The 15,423-nt window shown below is 45.4% G+C and carries 15 protein-coding genes; 12 read left to right on the top strand and 3 right to left on the bottom strand.

The window, feature by feature from the left end; all coding sequences use genetic code 11:
* Positions 1 to 55: 55 nt before the first annotated feature.
* Entirely contained in the window at positions 56 to 931 is an 876-nt protein-coding gene (locus V5298_RS04310) for a dioxygenase (protein ID WP_332930241.1), read from the bottom strand.
* A 318-nt stretch (positions 932 to 1,249) separates the two neighbouring features.
* Positions 1,250 to 2,122 carry a fumarylacetoacetate hydrolase family protein gene (locus V5298_RS04305; RefSeq protein WP_332930240.1) on the bottom strand — a complete coding sequence of 291 codons (873 nt, stop codon included), beginning with the start codon at positions 2,120 to 2,122 and terminating at the stop codon, positions 1,250 to 1,252.
* A 526-nt stretch (positions 2,123 to 2,648) separates the two neighbouring features.
* Between V5298_RS04305 and V5298_RS04300 the strand changes: the two genes are divergently transcribed.
* The 12 genes from V5298_RS04300 (at position 2,649) to ndk (ending at position 14,293) form a co-directional block, all read left to right on the top strand.
* Positions 2,649 to 3,986, top strand: a complete 1,338-nt coding sequence (locus tag V5298_RS04300) for a malonyl-CoA decarboxylase (protein WP_332930239.1) — start codon at positions 2,649 to 2,651, stop codon at positions 3,984 to 3,986.
* The gene (locus V5298_RS04295; protein WP_332930238.1) at positions 3,979 to 5,505 is read left to right on the top strand and encodes a malonyl-CoA synthase; all 1,527 of its coding nucleotides are present in this window, start codon (positions 3,979 to 3,981) and stop codon (positions 5,503 to 5,505) included. The genes V5298_RS04300 and V5298_RS04295 overlap by 8 nt, the downstream gene beginning before the upstream one ends.
* A gap of 270 nt (positions 5,506 to 5,775) precedes the next feature.
* Positions 5,776 to 6,258, top strand: a complete 483-nt coding sequence (gene iscR, locus V5298_RS04290; RefSeq protein WP_332930237.1) for a Fe-S cluster assembly transcriptional regulator IscR — start codon at positions 5,776 to 5,778, stop codon at positions 6,256 to 6,258.
* Positions 6,255 to 7,427: an IscS subfamily cysteine desulfurase gene (locus V5298_RS04285; protein ID WP_416351142.1), complete on the top strand. Its 1,173-nt coding sequence runs from the start codon at positions 6,255 to 6,257 to the stop codon at positions 7,425 to 7,427. Before iscR ends, V5298_RS04285 begins: the two co-directional genes overlap by 4 nt.
* 261 nt (positions 7,428 to 7,688) lie before the next feature.
* On the top strand, positions 7,689 to 9,125 hold the full coding sequence (sufB, locus tag V5298_RS04280; protein WP_332930236.1) for a Fe-S cluster assembly protein SufB: 1,437 nt from the start codon (positions 7,689 to 7,691) through the stop codon (positions 9,123 to 9,125).
* Between the two features lie 3 nt (positions 9,126 to 9,128).
* Entirely contained in the window at positions 9,129 to 9,890 is a 762-nt protein-coding gene (gene sufC / locus V5298_RS04275; RefSeq protein ID WP_332930235.1) for a Fe-S cluster assembly ATPase SufC, read from the top strand.
* A complete protein-coding gene (gene sufD / locus V5298_RS04270) occupies positions 9,887 to 11,146 on the top strand; it encodes a Fe-S cluster assembly protein SufD (RefSeq protein WP_332930234.1) in 1,260 nt (419 codons plus the stop codon). Before sufC ends, sufD begins: the two co-directional genes overlap by 4 nt.
* Positions 11,143 to 12,360, top strand: a complete 1,218-nt coding sequence (locus tag V5298_RS04265; protein WP_332930233.1) for a SufS family cysteine desulfurase — start codon at positions 11,143 to 11,145, stop codon at positions 12,358 to 12,360. The genes sufD and V5298_RS04265 overlap by 4 nt, the downstream gene beginning before the upstream one ends.
* Before the next feature lie 15 nt (positions 12,361 to 12,375).
* Positions 12,376 to 12,732: an iron-sulfur cluster assembly accessory protein gene (locus V5298_RS04260; protein WP_332930232.1), complete on the top strand. Its 357-nt coding sequence runs from the start codon at positions 12,376 to 12,378 to the stop codon at positions 12,730 to 12,732.
* Between the two features lie 23 nt (positions 12,733 to 12,755).
* Complete coding sequence (gene sufT / locus V5298_RS04255) at positions 12,756 to 13,277, top strand: putative Fe-S cluster assembly protein SufT (RefSeq protein ID WP_332930282.1); 522 nt, start codon at positions 12,756 to 12,758, stop codon at positions 13,275 to 13,277.
* A gap of 21 nt (positions 13,278 to 13,298) precedes the next feature.
* Complete coding sequence (locus tag V5298_RS04250) at positions 13,299 to 13,712, top strand: SufE family protein (RefSeq protein ID WP_332930281.1); 414 nt, start codon at positions 13,299 to 13,301, stop codon at positions 13,710 to 13,712.
* A 149-nt stretch (positions 13,713 to 13,861) separates the two neighbouring features.
* A complete protein-coding gene (ndk, locus tag V5298_RS04245; protein ID WP_332930231.1) occupies positions 13,862 to 14,293 on the top strand; it encodes a nucleoside-diphosphate kinase in 432 nt (143 codons plus the stop codon).
* A gap of 106 nt (positions 14,294 to 14,399) precedes the next feature.
* Here the strand turns inward: ndk and V5298_RS04240 are convergent.
* Positions 14,400 to 15,423 (bottom strand): M3 family metallopeptidase (locus tag V5298_RS04240; protein ID WP_332930230.1); only part of this gene is annotated, 1,024 nt, incomplete at its 5' end.

Genomic DNA, 15,423 nt, shown 5'->3' with positions numbered 1-15,423 from the left:
TAGCAAACCGGTGGCCAATGAAAATTGACCACCGGTTTGTGCTTAGTGCGGCTTTTTATTCGTCAGTATTTAACAATATTGCATCGAAGTTTAAGCGCGAATAGCTGTCATCAACCTTCCCAGACAATTCAAACCCGTCTTTCGGGAAGGTGCCGGCGGGTTGTTCTTGGTAAGAAATAACCAGATCTTCTCTGACGCCAAAGACCGTATCTTGATCCAAATAGGGGTCATCATCTGGAAAGACTTCGGTTACCAACGAACGATAGCCCGGTGCTTTTACAATATAATGCAAATGGGAAGGACGCCATGGGTGTCTGCCAGTCGCATCGAGTAATTTGCCCACTGGACCATCACTGGGGACGGTGTAAGACACAGGACGCACGGTTGTAAATGCGTAATAGCCGTTTTCATCTGCGGTAAATAACCCATGGAAACTATAAATATCTTGCTCTTCATCCTGAGATGAATACTTACCATTTGGCGCGGTTTGCCATATATCGATTTTGGCACCAGGAATGGGATTTCCTCGGGTGTCTTTTACATAGCCTTCTACCAGTACAACTTGGCCAGGATAGTGACGTTTGAAGTCTGCACCTAATGGCATATCTGGTGCATTTGATACATGAAACGGCCCGAGCACACTTGAGCTGGTGGCTTCAGGATGCGAGTTAATCATATCGACCAAGGACGATACGCCTAATACGTCGGATAACAGGACGAATTCGTTTCGTTCCTCGTCGGTAATATCTCCGGCCCATTTGAGCAATTCCAACGCTTGCTGCCACTCGTCGTGGGTAATTTTTGTTTCGCGAACAAAATTATGTAGATGAGAGGAAAGGTTTGTTAATACTTCTTTTAACCGCGGGTTTGTGTTGGGTCCCAAATAGCTTAGGAAAGTATCGGTAATATTTTCACTAGTCACATTTCTCATCGTTAACTCCTAAATTTTAAGTGAAGTGCTCTTTGTTTGGGAAAACGTTAAAAGTATCAGCACAATTCACATGACAAACGTTAATGAAATGCCCCTAAATACGTCTTTTGAGTGATAGCTGTAGCTCATGGTCACTTACGCTAATTACAAAGAAACCGATAGCGGTCCCAACGAATATGACGAAGCGGGAGTTCATTAACTCATTTAATATTGCTACCCCAAACGGCTGAATCTTCCATTACGTTTTCTTTAGTTATGACGCTTATACAGCTTGCTTCCATCGGACCGATAAGTGGGCCCGATGGGATGGACGCTAAATTACCGTTCTTCATCAACAATTGGGCTTGCGCATATACCGATGGATTCAATTTCCACCTCTACCACTTCTCCGGGTTTAAGCCAGCGCGGTGGTGTTTTCGCGTGTCCTACGCCTGGAGGCGTACCCATGGCAATGAAATCGCCTTCTTCCAATGTGGAATATACCGATATTTCGGAGATCACCCGTGCAACGCTCCATAGCATGTCTGAGGTGGTGGCACTTTGTAGGATTTCGTCACCCACTCTGCTTTCGATTTTAAGGCCCACAGCGCCTTCGGGTAATTCATCAGGGGTTACAGAAACCGGACCTATTGCGCCTGTGGAATCAAAGTTTTTGCCAGGCGTCCACTGGTGGGTTTTACGCTGATAATCCCGAACACTGCCATCATTAAACAGGGTGTAGGCAAAGACATGGGATAATGCCTCATCTTCTGCAATGTGCTTGCCGCCTTTACCGATGATCACCATCAGCTCGGCTTCATAATCAAGCTTATCTGAGCAAGCAGGTCGCACCATGGGCGCACCAGCAGGCATAAGGGAGCTAACACTACGCATAAATAATGCTGGATAGGTGGGAACCTTGTAGCCACCTTCTTTTATATGATCGGCGTAATTAAGACCAAGACAAATAACCTTAGAAGGCGATGCAACCGGTAAGGCAGGGGTGATGCTATCGACGGCAATTTGGGGGGCATTATCTGTTAATGCGTCAATATAACTTTTTAAGTTTTCTCGCCCCATTAAGCCCGTAAGATCGCTACCTATTGAAGGATCAAGTTGTGAAATATTGACCGCTTTCTCACCATAAACAGCATAGACACTTTGGGCACTATCTGCATTTTCTTCTTTATTCGAACCTACAATAAATCGCATATTCTTTCCTATCTTAAAAAGGTTTAAACGGGTTTTTCAAATTACTAATCTCACGATGCGTTCACTATTTGGTTATGATAAAAAGTGTGTTGAATTAAAAATGGACTTTATTTTTTAGCTACCGTGAATGCAACTTTTTCTCCGCCTTATTTTTGATTCTTATCAAACTAATAGTAAGCAATGGAAAACCAATGAGTCAACAGTGTTTAACATAGTTGTTACATATGGTGAAACAAATTAGAAATTATTGCACCACAAGCAAGGCATTATGTTACATAGGTATTGCGCGGTTTGTAAGTGTTTTGACATGAATTTGTGTTGATAATATGTAATTTAAATGTGGGTTTGTTGGCTGAGAGTGTAATTCGTGCAATTGGTGAAAGTATTACATAATGATGCGTTAAGTATTTTTAAATCATGAGGCGGCTTATTTGTGTTTTTATAAATTATTGTTTTTTATATCACGTTTATTTTTTATTTTATGTTGAAAATGAAATGTTAGGGTAATTAATACTGGAGACTATAAATGTTGAAGTGGTCAAGTTTATTTGAGGATCTGATTTCTCGTGTCACTGAAATTGGCGAGACAATGATTTCCAGTAACGTCAACGAATCGCTTATCGACAAATGTATTAAATTGTTAACCAGTACTGGAGAAGCAACCGGTTTAGCCCGATCCCGTGAAATACTTGATGGATACAAGGCACTAAACGATGAACAACAGTTAGCCTTTTTCCAATCAATGCAAGAACAATTGGGCGTAGATACAGAGAAGCTGAAAAAGGCGGTGTTGCAATGGAATCAGAATCCCGGTGATAAAGAAGCGAGAAATATCCATTTCGCCTCAGAGCCTCGTACACAAGAATTGATTAGGCGTTTAAATAGAGCCAGTGGCGGCACGGCATCTTTAGTTAAAATGCGCCAAGACCTCCTTGCTCATATTAAAACACATGCAGACCTCGGGTCTGTTGATGAGGATTTCAAGCACCTATTTAATTCTTGGTTCAACCGAGGTTTTCTTACCTTGGAAGTTATCAATTGGTCAACGTCGGCGGATATTCTGGAAAAAATCATCACCTATGAAGCGGTACATAAAATCGATGGGTGGAATGATTTACGTCGCAGAGTGGCGGAAAAAGATCGCCGACTCTATGCTTTTTTTCATCCTGCGCTACCGTCTGAACCCTTGATATTTGTTGAGGTTGCGTTGATGAATGACGTGCCGCAGACAATGGATGAGATATTATCACCTGAACGTCAGCGTATCTCGCCATTCAATGCCAATATGGCAGTCTTTTATTCTATTTCAAATTGTCAGGTTGGCCTAAAAGGCATTTCTTTTGGCAACTTTCTCATCAAACAAGTTGTGGAAGAATTACGTCGCGAGTTACCCAATTTAAAACGTTTCATTACCATGTCACCGGTACCCAGTTTATGTCACTGGGCCAATAATAATAACGAGATTGCGCCAGACATGGCGCAAACCGTTGCTCAAATGGAAGATTGTCCGCCACTACCTTCTGCTGATTTCAAACAAAATATGCAAACCAAATTAGGTCATTTGGCCAGTTATTACTTGTTGCAGGCAAAGAACAAACACGGACAGCCCTACGATCCTGTATCCCGCTTCCATTTAGGAAACGGCGCTCGATTAGAGCAAATCAACTTTTGGGCTGACACCTCAGAAAAAGGTATCAAGACGTCATGGTCAATTATGGTGAACTACGAGTATGACTTGCGTTCTATTGAGCAAAATCATGAAGCCTTTGTCTCTAAGGGGGTTATCAGCACTTCGTCAACGGTGAAGAAAATGCTGCCAAAAAAACGTGATCATCATTCTTTAATAGGGGAGAAAAATGTATAAATCTAACTATTTAGCAAACAAACTGAGACGTAGTTCAATAGAAAATGACGATGGGGTTTTTGCGTATTTGCCAAACGGCAATACGGTGACCTACGCAAGGTTATTTTCCAATGCAGAAAAGATGGCCCATGTATTGGCCAGTCAGGGAGTAAAAGCCGGTGACCGGGTGGCGGTACAAGCTGGTAAATCTCTTAAAGTGATCGAACTGTATTTAGGGACTGTGCTTGCCGGCGGTGTATTTTTACCTCTGAACACTGAATATACCGCAAGTGAAGTGGATTATTTTTTAAGTGATGCCAAGCCAACGGTGTTTGTTTGTGATCCCAAGCGTTTGGAAACCCTAATTCCGGTGGCACAAGCGGCCAAGGTGAATACGGTACTTTCCATCGCGTCTGACGGTGAATCAGGGACTTTACTCGAGTTACAGAATTTGGCACCGACAGGTTTTCAAGCCATCGAAAGACGTGCAGAAGATTTAGCCGCTATCCTTTACACCTCGGGAACCACAGGGCGCTCTAAAGGGGCCATGTTATCCCATGGTGCGTTAGCGTCTAATGCTATGACGTTGGCCGATTACTGGGAATTTACCGCCTCCGACCGATTAATTCACGCATTACCTATCTTCCATACTCATGGGCTTTTCGTGGCCATCAATACCACCTTATGCGCGGGTTCTTCTTTGTATTTCATGGCCAAATTTGATTGTGATGAAATTATTGCCGAGATGGCAAGAGCCACGGTACTTATGGGTGTGCCCACATTCTATGTACGCTTATTGGAACATGCGGATTTGAATTTAAAAACCGTTGCCAATATGCGGGCGTTTATTTCCGGCTCAGCACCGATGTTGACCGAAACCCATCAGCAATGGCAGCAAAAAACCGGTCATACGATTATCGAACGATACGGTATGACAGAAACCAATATGAATACTTCCAATCCTTATCATGGCGAAAGAAAGCCGGGTACGGTGGGTCTACCGCTACCAAGTGTGGAAGTGAAAATCACCCATCCTGACACCGGCGCACTGCTGCCAGAAGGTGAAGTCGGGCAAATTGAAGTGCGTGGTCCCAATGTGTTTTCCGGCTATTGGCAGATGCCGGAGAAAACCGCAGAGGAATTGCGTCCCGATGGATGGTTTTTAACTGGGGACTTGGGGGTTCAAGATAGCGATGGCTATGTCTCAATAGTGGGAAGGGCAAAAGACTTAATTATTTCCGGCGGATATAACGTCTATCCTAAAGAGATTGAATCGATTATCGATGATCACCCCAGCGTGTTGGAATCGTCGGTTATCGGCTTGCCCCATTCTGATTTTGGTGAAGCGGTGGTGGCGGTAATTGTATTGCAACCAGGAAAACAGAGCACCGAAGATGAGATAAAAAACTTCACAAAAGAAGTGTTAGCGAAATATAAACAACCCAAACGGGTATTTTTTATAGATAGTTTACCGAGAAATACCATGGGTAAGATTCAAAAAGCCAAATTACGGGAAGCGTATTCCCAAACATTCAAATAAGCAAAGAAACAGATCGACGGAAATCGGTTTGCCTTAGTGGTTAACGAGCCCATCATGCGATCGCATTTTTGGGCTCTTTTATCGTAACGGGTTCCTACATGAGCTGATTTCGTTGCTAATTTGCTTAAAATGGCAGGCTCACCTGTGGCGCTAGAACCCCAGCCAAATAGGGCATGGCGTAAATCCCCTCTATTTTTTTACCCATTGGAATACTTGACCAATTTAGTCGGGAATGTAACAATTTGCGGCGACAGAGTTCGGGAGATTCCTATGAAATTAACATCCAAAGGCCGCTATGCAGTGACCGCTATGCTTGATGTGGCTTTACACTCTACCCAAGGGCCGGTTCCCCTTGCCGATATTTCAGAGCGTCAGGAGATTTCTCTTTCATACCTTGAACAGTTATTTTCCCGGCTGCGAAAAGAGCAGCTAGTGGACAGTGTAAGAGGGCCTGGGGGCGGTTATTTGCTTGGTCGCGATGCCACGGATATCGCTGTGGGCGAAGTCATTCGTGCGGTGGACGAATCCGTAGATGCCACCCGATGTCAGGGATTAGCCGATTGCCAAGGGGGAGAGCGTTGTTTAACTCACAGTCTGTGGCAAGATTTAAGCGATCGCATTAGTATCTTTCTTAATTCTATTACTCTGGGCGAATTAATGGCCCAGCGTGAAGTTCAAGAAGTGTCTGGCAGGCAAGACAAACAGGTTGCCACAGGCCTTGATGATATCAAAGTGAGTGTACAGTTGTCATGAGTGTTTCACCATCATCGCCTATCTACTTAGATTACGCAGCCACCACACCGGTGGATCCCCAAGTAGCCGAGAAAATGATGCAATGTTTGACCATGGACGGAAACTTCGGTAATCCCGCGTCTCGTACATACCGCTGGGGTTGGCTGGCAGAAGAAGCGGTGGATATCGCGCGGAATCAAATTGCTGACTTACTCAATTGCGATCCCCGTGAAGTGGTGTTTACGTCGGGGGCAACAGAATCGAATAATTTAGCCATTAAAGGTGCGGTACAAGAGAATGGGGATAAAGGTCGCCATATCATTACCGTTAATACCGAACATAAAGCAGTATTAGATACCTGTGAAGCGCTACGACAAGATGGCTGTGATGTCACCGTACTTAGGGTCGATTCCCAAGGCATGATTGACCCTCAAGCGATAGCAAGTGCCATTCGAGACGATACCGTGCTAGTCAGTGTTATGCACGCAAACAACGAAATCGGCGTGGTTCAGGATATTGCCGCTATTGGTGAGATCTGCCGTCAACATGGGGTACTGTTCCATGTTGATGCAGCCCAGTCAGCAGGTAAATTACCCCTTGATTTGTCCGTGCTTGCGGTGGATTTATTGTCAATGTCGGCCCATAAAGTGTATGGCCCCAAGGGCATCGGCGCTTTGTTTGTAAGACGTCGCCCTAAAGCGAAAATTCGCGCTCAGATCCACGGTGGCGGCCATGAAAGAGGTATGCGCTCAGGTACCTTGCCGACCCACCAGATAGTGGGCATGGGTGAAGCCTTTGCCTTGGCAGGGCAAACCATGGAAGCGGAAGCCCAACGTATCAGCGAGCTGCGAGATGCTTTGTGGGAAGGGCTAAGTCAGCTTAACGATGTGTATCTTAACGGACATCCCACGGCACGATTGCCTGGCAACCTCAACGTAAGTTTTGGTGGGGTGGATGGTGAAAGTGTTATGCTAGCGCTAAATGATATTGCCGTTTCATCAGGTTCTGCCTGTACATCAGCCAGTTTAGAGCCATCTTATGTGCTTGGGGCCTTAGGATTAAGTCCAGAATTAGCCCATAGCGGTATTCGCTTTTCCATTGGCCGGTATACTAGCGAACAAGACATTGATTACGTGATAGATAAAATAACCCGTGTGATTACGTCAATGCGACGCCCACAAACAGCTTAAGCCTGTCGCCGAATTATTGAACTCGCCACTAGATTCGGGCATGATGCGCTCGCATTTCGTTCTGGCGTAGCGACAGTGTCAAAATTAACGTTGCGTCTAATACTTGAGTGATTTACTCAGGTATTATATAATTAGACCGATTTTTTCAAGCGCAGGTTCGGCTTCAACGAAGTTAAAGTTGCAGTATCACTAGGGCAAGACCGTCATGGCCCGGTATCTAAGTGAACCCGCTTTTTCAGGCAAAACAGGTGAGATCCTATAATGAGTGAACAGATCGAACAGGCACTATCGCGTAAGTACGATGCCGGTTTCTATTCAGAAATCGAATCGGAAACCTTCGAAAGTGGGCTGGACGAATCCGTTATTCGTCGTATTTCAGCCATGAAAGATGAACCGGAATGGATGCTTGAATGGCGTTTAAAAGCCTATCATGCATGGGTAAAAATGGAAGAGCCTGAGTGGGCGCATGTTGAATACCCAAAGGTAGACTTTCAAGCAATTTCCTATTATTCAGCGCCTAAAAGTATGAAGGACAAGCCCCAGTCTCTCGACGAGGTGGATCCTGAACTTCTGAAAACCTACGAAAAGTTGGGTATTCCACTACATGAGCAGGAAATGCTCGCCGGTGTTGCCGTCGATGCGGTTTTCGATTCTGTTTCTGTTGTTACGACATTTCGTGAAAAGCTGGAAGAAGCGGGGGTTATATTTTGTCCCATTTCCGAGGCCATTAAAAAGCATCCTGAGCTGGTCAAAAAGTATATTGGTTCTGTGGTGCCTCGTACCGATAACTTCTACGCAGCATTAAATTGCGCGGTTTTCACCGATGGCTCCTTTGTTTATATTCCCAAGGGCGTACGTTGTCCAATGGAATTATCTACCTACTTTCGAATCAACGAAATGAACACCGGACAATTCGAGCGCACCCTCATTGTGGCGGAAGAAGGCAGCTATGTTAGCTACCTCGAAGGCTGTACCGCGCCTCAGCGGGATGAAAATCAGTTACATGCCGCCGTTGTTGAACTGGTCGCCCTTGATGATGCACAAATTAAATATTCTACGGTACAAAACTGGTATCCCGGTGACGAAGAAGGGAAGGGCGGCATTTATAACTTCGTAACGAAACGGGGTATTTGTCACAAAAATGCGAAAATTTCCTGGACCCAAGTTGAAACGGGATCCGCCGTTACCTGGAAATACCCTTCTTGTATTTTGAAAGGGGATAACAGCGTCGGTGAGTTTTATTCCGTGGCATTAACCCGTGGCCGCCAACAAGCGGACACTGGAACAAAAATGATACACCTGGGGAAAAACACCCGCTCGACGATCATTTCCAAAGGGATTTCCGCCGGTAAAAGTAATAACGCCTATCGTGGGCTTGTTCAAATGGGGCCCCGTTCAGATGGTGCTCGAAACTTTACCCAGTGTGACTCGCTGTTAATCGGTGATACCTGTGGTGCACATACATTCCCATATATAGAAAGCAGAAACCCAACTGCCATTGTTGAACATGAAGCAACCACCTCTAAGGTGAGTGATGAGCAGTTATTTTTATGCCAGCAGCGTGGTCTGGATCCGGAAAAAGCCGTGTCTATGATCGTGAATGGTTTCTGTAAAGAAGTATTTAAAGAGCTACCCATGGAATTTGCTGTGGAAGCTGGTAAGTTGCTCGAAATCAGTCTTGAAGGTTCAGTGGGGTAATTAATGCTTAAAATTTCTAATTTACATGCTAGCGTCGAAGATAAGGTCATTATTAAGGGCCTTAACCTGGAAATTAAACCCGGAGAAGTACACGCGATCATGGGCCCCAATGGTGCCGGTAAATCGACACTGGGCTATGTATTATCTGGCCGCGACGGTTATGAAGTGACCGACGGTGAGATAAGGTTCAACGATAAAGATCTTATCGACATGGAAGTAGAAGAACGGGCCCGCGAAGGCTTGTTTTTAGCTTTTCAGTACCCGGTTGAAATTCCCGGCGTAAGCAATATGGAATTCATGAAAGAGTCGGTCAATGCCATGCGTGAACAGCGTGGTGAGGAACCTCTTACCGCCGCTGCTTTTCTTAAAAAAGCCAAAGAGGCGTGTAAGCAAGTGCAATTGCCTTTGGACTTTTTAAAGCGTGGTGTGAATGAAGGCTTCTCCGGCGGTGAGAAAAAGCGTAATGAAATCATGCAAATGATTTTACTAGAGCCGTCTTTGTGTATTCTTGATGAATCAGATTCAGGCCTCGACGTGGATGCTCTGCAAGTGGTCGCCGAAGGTGTTAACAGCCAGCGCGACGGTAAGCGCAGCTTTATTGTTGTCACTCACTATCAGCGTTTGCTTGACTATATCAAACCGGACTTTGTGCACATTTTGGCAGACGGAAAAATTGTAAAAAGTGGTGATGCATCACTGGCGCTGGAAGTTGAGAAAAGTGGTTATGCTTTTCTTGGTCAAGCATATGAGGAGGCCGAGGCATGAGCCAATGGCTAGAACAGGTCATTGACAATGCTCAGGATGTTTCTGACTTTCTATCACCCGTAAGGCAAGCGTCTCTGAGCGAGTTGAAAGCCCAAGGTTGGCCGGGAAAACGCACTGAAAGTTGGCGTTTTACGCCGTTAAGTAGTTTAACTCAGCGTGAAGCGGTTAGCGCTGCGAGTGTCGGTGAGGCGACGGTGCCTGTTATTGAAAACCTGGATGTCATCGATTTTGTCTTCGTTGATGGCCAATTGGTGACCCCATTCGCTGATGTGGATCTTCCTGACGGATTGCGTATTAGTAAACTCAACCACGTTAGCGGTGATGACGAAGAGGCCGTTAAAGCCTTGTTTGGCCGCATCAAGCCCCAGCACCATACATTTGGTTTGATAAACGACGCCTTAGCAACACAAGGCGTGTTTATTGACGTTGCAAAAAACGCCACTATTCAGCCTGTTATTCGTATTTGTAACCTCGCTACCCAGGCGGTTGATGCTCACACCCGTGTACTGGTGCGCATAGGTGAAGGTGCCAGCATCTCGGTTATGGAACATGGTGAAGGCAACGCAAACAGTTTAACCACTGCCTTTGCGGAGTACAGTATTGCCGATAGCGCCTATTTAGAACATTATCGTTTTGCATTATTTACAGACAAAGCCAAGCAAGTCGGCGGAAGTCATTTCCGTTTAGGCGATCACGCTCGCTTAAATAGCACGGTGGTGGGATATGGCAGTGAATTATCCCGTTTGGATATGGATATTATTCATGCCGGTGAATTTGCGGATGCAAAAATGAATGCCATTTACTTGCTGGCAGAAAATGAGCTTTTTGACCTGCACACCAATATTGAACATGCCGTACCAAATTGTACTTCAGAAGAAAACGCCAGAGGTATCATTGGCGATGGTGCTCGCGCAGTCTTTAATGGTCGTATTCATATTCATCGCGATGCACAAAAAACCTTAGCGGAGATGAACAACAAGAACTTGTTGCTTTCTCGTCGCGCCCTGATTAATACCAAGCCAGAACTAGAGATTTACGCTGATGATGTAAAATGTGCTCACGGCGCCACAGTGGCGGAAATTGATGATACCGCACTGTATTATTTACTTAGTCGTGGTATTAGTCGCAGTAAGGCATTGGTGATCTTAAACTTTGGTTTTATTCAAGAACTGGTTAACGAGATCCCTAAAGAGGTGATTGGCGCATGGTTGTTACCTAAGCTAAGCGCGCGGTTTTCTCAAATGGAGGTAAAATGAGCCTGGATATTCAGGCCCTCCGGGCACAGTTTCCTATCTTGGCTAGAAAAATCGATGGTAAACCCTTGGTGTATCTCGATAACGCAGCGACAACCCAGAAGCCTCAGGCTGTACTTGATGCCATAATGGATTTTTATACCACCACCAATGCCAATGTGCATCGGGGGGCCCATTCTTTATCGGATGAAGCCACCCGTCGTTATGAGCAATCACGGGATGATGTGGCGCGTTTTATTAATGCCAATTGCCGTGAAGAAATTATTTGGACGGCAGGGACCACCGAGTCCATCAATATGGTGGCTAAAGGTCTTGCGCAACAGTTGAAAGCTGGCGACGAGGTGGTGGTGACAGAAATGGAACACCACGCGAATCTGGTTACCTGGCAACAAGCCTGTAAGGTGTCAGGGGCGACCCTTAATGTTGCGCCTATTTTAGACAACGGTGAATTAGATTTAGACGGGTTTTGTGCATTACTAAATTCCCGTACCAAGTTAGTGGCGTTTCCCCATGTTTCCAATGCGTTGGGCACGGTAAACCCCATTAAAACCCTCACGGAAAAGGCCAAAGCGGTAGGTGCTTGGGTACTTGTTGACGGTGCTCAAGGCATTGCTCACGGTGGCGTGGATGTACAAGATATTGGCTGTGACTTTTATGCCTTTAGTGGGCATAAATTGTTTGGCCCTACGGGAATTGGCGTTTTATGGGGCAAATTGTCCGTACTTCAGGATTGGCCGGTCTGGTTGGTCGGGGGCGAAATGATCGCCGATGTAACCTATCAAGACGCCACCTGGGGGGGATTACCAAACCGTTTAGAAGCGGGGACACCTAACATTGCCGGTGCCATTGGCTTGGCTGCAGCGGTAAACTGGTTTTCGGCCTTAGATACTGCCGCGGTGCAGCAGCATGAAAGCGCCTTGTTAGCCAGTGCTCATGAACAGGCAAATAGTCTAGAAGGCATGCGTATCATAGGCACAGCCCCGAAAAAAATGGGGGTGATGAGTTTTATGCTTGCTAACGCTCACCCAGCGGATGTGGGATTCATTCTCGATCGACAAGGTGTGGCCATTCGAACTGGTGACAGTTGTGCCCAACCCTTAATGAAAAAGTTGGGTATACCGGGCACGGCTAGGGCTTCGTTCTCTATTTACAATACCCTTGAGGAAGTGGATGTCTTATTTGACGCCCTTCGCAAGGCGACTATGATGCTTGCTTAAGCGAGGAGGAAATTTATGTCTGTAGAAACTTTCGTTCCCTCTGACACCGTGATTACGCTAACAGATAGCGCAATTAAACATTTTGAATCGAAAGTGGCAAACAAGCCAGGCAGCGTGATTCGACTGTCAACCAAAGTAAGTGGTTGCACCGGGTACGCCTATGTACTGGATATGGCTGATGGCCCAGCTCCTGACGATGAATTGGTGGCCGCCAGTGACAAGCTAACGGTAGCCGTAGCCAAAGATGCCCTTCAATTTGTGAAAAATACAGAAATTGATTACGTGCATGAAGGGGTGAACGGTGTGATTAAGTACAATAACCCTAATGTCGTAGACGAGTGTGGCTGCGGCGAAAGCTTTAATATCGGTTAAACATTTTGGCAAAAGCACAGAAAATGGTGGTCACTGAACGTGACTGCAAAGCGAGACTCGTTCCCGCCGGACAGGTTTCCACTATCCCCGAAGGCGAATTCGTTACAATCACCCAAGAACTAGGCGGCAACTACACCATTATGTGGCGTGGTAATATGTACCGCATTGACGGCACCGATGCTGATGCCATTGGTCGTAAGGCCATGGTGTTAGACTTTCCATCGCCTGAAGACGGAAAAATTGATGAAAAGCAGATTTGGGAAGCGCTGGAAACCATTTATGATCCAGAGATCCCCATCAATTTAGTGTCGTTAGGCTTAATCTATCGGGTTGCTGTGGATCAGCAAAAGAAATCCGTTTTTGTTGAAATGACATTAACGGCACCAGGATGCGGTATGGGCCCTGTGCTGGTGGGTGACGTTGAATACCGTGTTGCCATGGTCCCCAACGTTGACTCCGTTCATGTCGAGTTAGTCTTTGATCCACCTTGGTCAAGGGAAATGATGAGCGAAGAAGCTCAACTCGAAGCCGGTTTATTTTTCTAAGAACAAGGAATAAAAATGGTAATGTCTTTGCCTGATAGTCAGGAGATCATCGACGATTTAGCGTTTTTTGATGACTGGGAACAACGGTATCAATATATCATTGATCTGGGTAAATCGATTCCGGGTATGCCGGACGATAAGAAAACCCCTGACAAACTCATTAAAGGGTGTCAGAGCAGTGTCTGGTTAGACTATCAATTAGATAACGGTGTGATCCGTTTTAACGTCGACAGTGATGCCATTATTGTGCAAGGGTTGTTGGCGCTGGTCATGGCGGCATACAATAATAAAACACCACGACAAATATTCGATTTTGACATTGCCCAATATTTCGCTCAGTTAGATTTGGAGCGTCATATTTCGCCTACGCGAGGCAACGGTTTGCGGGCCATTGTGGCTAAAATTCAAGCATTGGCAAAACAGTCTGTTAATTAGTCTGTCATGATAGTTTCACAGGCTTAAGCCTACACTTATTATTTAAATTGCCACGCATTAAAAGGTAATCAATATTCCCTCTGGTCATTGGGGCGGGAATTGCCTATAATTCGCGGCCAAAATTATATTGATTCATTGGAGAAAGAAGAATGGCTCTTGAGCGTACTTTTTCAATTATTAAGCCTGATGCCGTAGCAAAAAACGTAATCGGTGCTATCTACAACCGTTTTGAAACTGCGGGCCTGCGTATTGTTGCATCTAAAATGGTGCACATGAGTAAAGAACAGGCTGAAGGTTTCTACGCTGAACACAAAGAGCGTCCTTTTTTTGGCGCCTTGGTTGATTTCATGACGTCTGGTCCAGTGATGGTACAGGTGCTTGAAGGCGAAAACGCGGTTGTTAAAAATCGTGAAATCATGGGTGCAACTAACCCCGCTGATGCAGCAGCCGGTACACTACGTGCTGATTTTGCTGACTCTATCGACGAAAATGCAGTACATGGTTCTGATGCACCAGAATCTGCAGCCCGTGAAATTGCGTATTTCTTTTCTGATGAAGAAATCTGTCCACGTACTCGTTAATTTGAGCGCGAGGTAATAAAAAAGGAGAGCGAAAGCTCTCCTTTTTTGTTGGTAACTCGCGTACTAACAGGCGCTGAAACGCTCCAACGCCTGTATTCGTCAGTAATTACTCTACTAACCCTCTGCGTTTCATTAGCGCATCCACAGTGGGCTTTTGACCACGGAAAGTAACATAGTTTTCCATTAGGTCTTCGCTATTTCCTTTCGACAGTATGTCTTTGCGGAAAGCATCGCCATTTTCACGACTCAGTCCACCGTTATCCTTCATATAGGTAAAGGCATCAGCTGCCAGTACTTCTGTCCACAGGTAGGCATAGTAACCTGCTGAGTAACCACCGGCGAAGGTATGACTGAAGTAGGCAGATTTATAGCGTGGTGGTACCGGCGCATAATCTATCCCGTGTTTTTTCAATGCTTCGGCTTCAAAAGCGGCCACATCGGTAATCTCTTCGTCGGCACCTATCATATGCCATTCCATATCAAGCAATGCCGAACCTAGGTATTCAACAGTGTTAAACCCTTGATTAAAGGTGACAGATTTTAACAGGTTATCCAGTAATTCCTGGGGAATGACCTCACCGGTTTTATAGTGTTTGGCATAATTCGCTAACACCTCAGGTTGGATGGCCCAATCTTCATTAAACTGTGAAGGAAACTCTACGAAATCACGGGCAGTACTTGTGCCTGCAACACTGGGATATTTCACTTGTGAGAATAAGCCATGGGCAGCATGACCAAATTCATGGAACAAGGTTTGGGTTTCGTCAAAGGTCAACAAAGTCGGTTCGCCAGGAGCTGGCTTAGTGATATTAAGCTCGTTATAAACCACAGGCTTGTTGTCATACAGGAAAGACTGAGTAACAAAAGCACTCATCCAAGCGCCGCCTTTCTTACCTTTGCGGGCATATGGGTCGAAGTAAAACAGACCGATAGAGCTGCCGTCGTCGTTGAATACTTCAAATACCCGGGCATCTTCTACGTATAAAGGCAGATCTTTGCGTTCTTTAAAGGTAATCCCGTACAGTTTATTCATGGCGAAGAATAAGCCATTTTCCAGTACTGAATTTAATTCAAAGTAAGGCTTAATGGTACTGTCAGCGATATCGAACCGCTCAGTGCGGATTTTTTCT

Source organism: Alteromonas sp. 14N.309.X.WAT.G.H12 (genome assembly GCF_036697315.1).
Lineage (GTDB): Bacteria > Pseudomonadota > Gammaproteobacteria > Enterobacterales > Alteromonadaceae > Alteromonas.
Note: the sequence above shows the minus strand (reverse complement) of the source record. Positions and strands in the feature narration are given on the sequence as shown.

Excerpts from the sequence above, each read along its gene's own strand:
- sufD (WP_332930234.1), top strand. The coding sequence starts at position 9,887 with ATGAGCCAATGGCTAGAACAGGTCATTGACAATGCTCAGGATGTTTCT.
- sufB (WP_332930236.1), top strand. The coding sequence starts at position 7,689 with ATGAGTGAACAGATCGAACAGGCACTATCGCGTAAGTACGATGCCGGT.
- V5298_RS04260 (WP_332930232.1), top strand. The coding sequence starts at position 12,376 with ATGTCTGTAGAAACTTTCGTTCCCTCTGACACCGTGATTACGCTAACA.
- sufT (WP_332930282.1), top strand. The coding sequence starts at position 12,756 with ATGGTGGTCACTGAACGTGACTGCAAAGCGAGACTCGTTCCCGCCGGA.
- V5298_RS04305 (WP_332930240.1), bottom strand. The coding sequence starts at position 2,122 with ATGCGATTTATTGTAGGTTCGAATAAAGAAGAAAATGCAGATAGTGCC.
- V5298_RS04300 (WP_332930239.1), top strand. The coding sequence starts at position 2,649 with ATGTTGAAGTGGTCAAGTTTATTTGAGGATCTGATTTCTCGTGTCACT.
- V5298_RS04250 (WP_332930281.1), top strand. The coding sequence starts at position 13,299 with ATGTCTTTGCCTGATAGTCAGGAGATCATCGACGATTTAGCGTTTTTT.
- V5298_RS04265 (WP_332930233.1), top strand. The coding sequence starts at position 11,143 with ATGAGCCTGGATATTCAGGCCCTCCGGGCACAGTTTCCTATCTTGGCT.
- sufC (WP_332930235.1), top strand. The coding sequence starts at position 9,129 with ATGCTTAAAATTTCTAATTTACATGCTAGCGTCGAAGATAAGGTCATT.
- V5298_RS04285 (WP_416351142.1), top strand. The coding sequence starts at position 6,255 with ATGAGTGTTTCACCATCATCGCCTATCTACTTAGATTACGCAGCCACC.
- V5298_RS04310 (WP_332930241.1), bottom strand. The coding sequence starts at position 931 with ATGAGAAATGTGACTAGTGAAAATATTACCGATACTTTCCTAAGCTAT.
- iscR (WP_332930237.1), top strand. The coding sequence starts at position 5,776 with ATGAAATTAACATCCAAAGGCCGCTATGCAGTGACCGCTATGCTTGAT.
- V5298_RS04295 (WP_332930238.1), top strand. The coding sequence starts at position 3,979 with ATGTATAAATCTAACTATTTAGCAAACAAACTGAGACGTAGTTCAATA.
- ndk (WP_332930231.1), top strand. The coding sequence starts at position 13,862 with ATGGCTCTTGAGCGTACTTTTTCAATTATTAAGCCTGATGCCGTAGCA.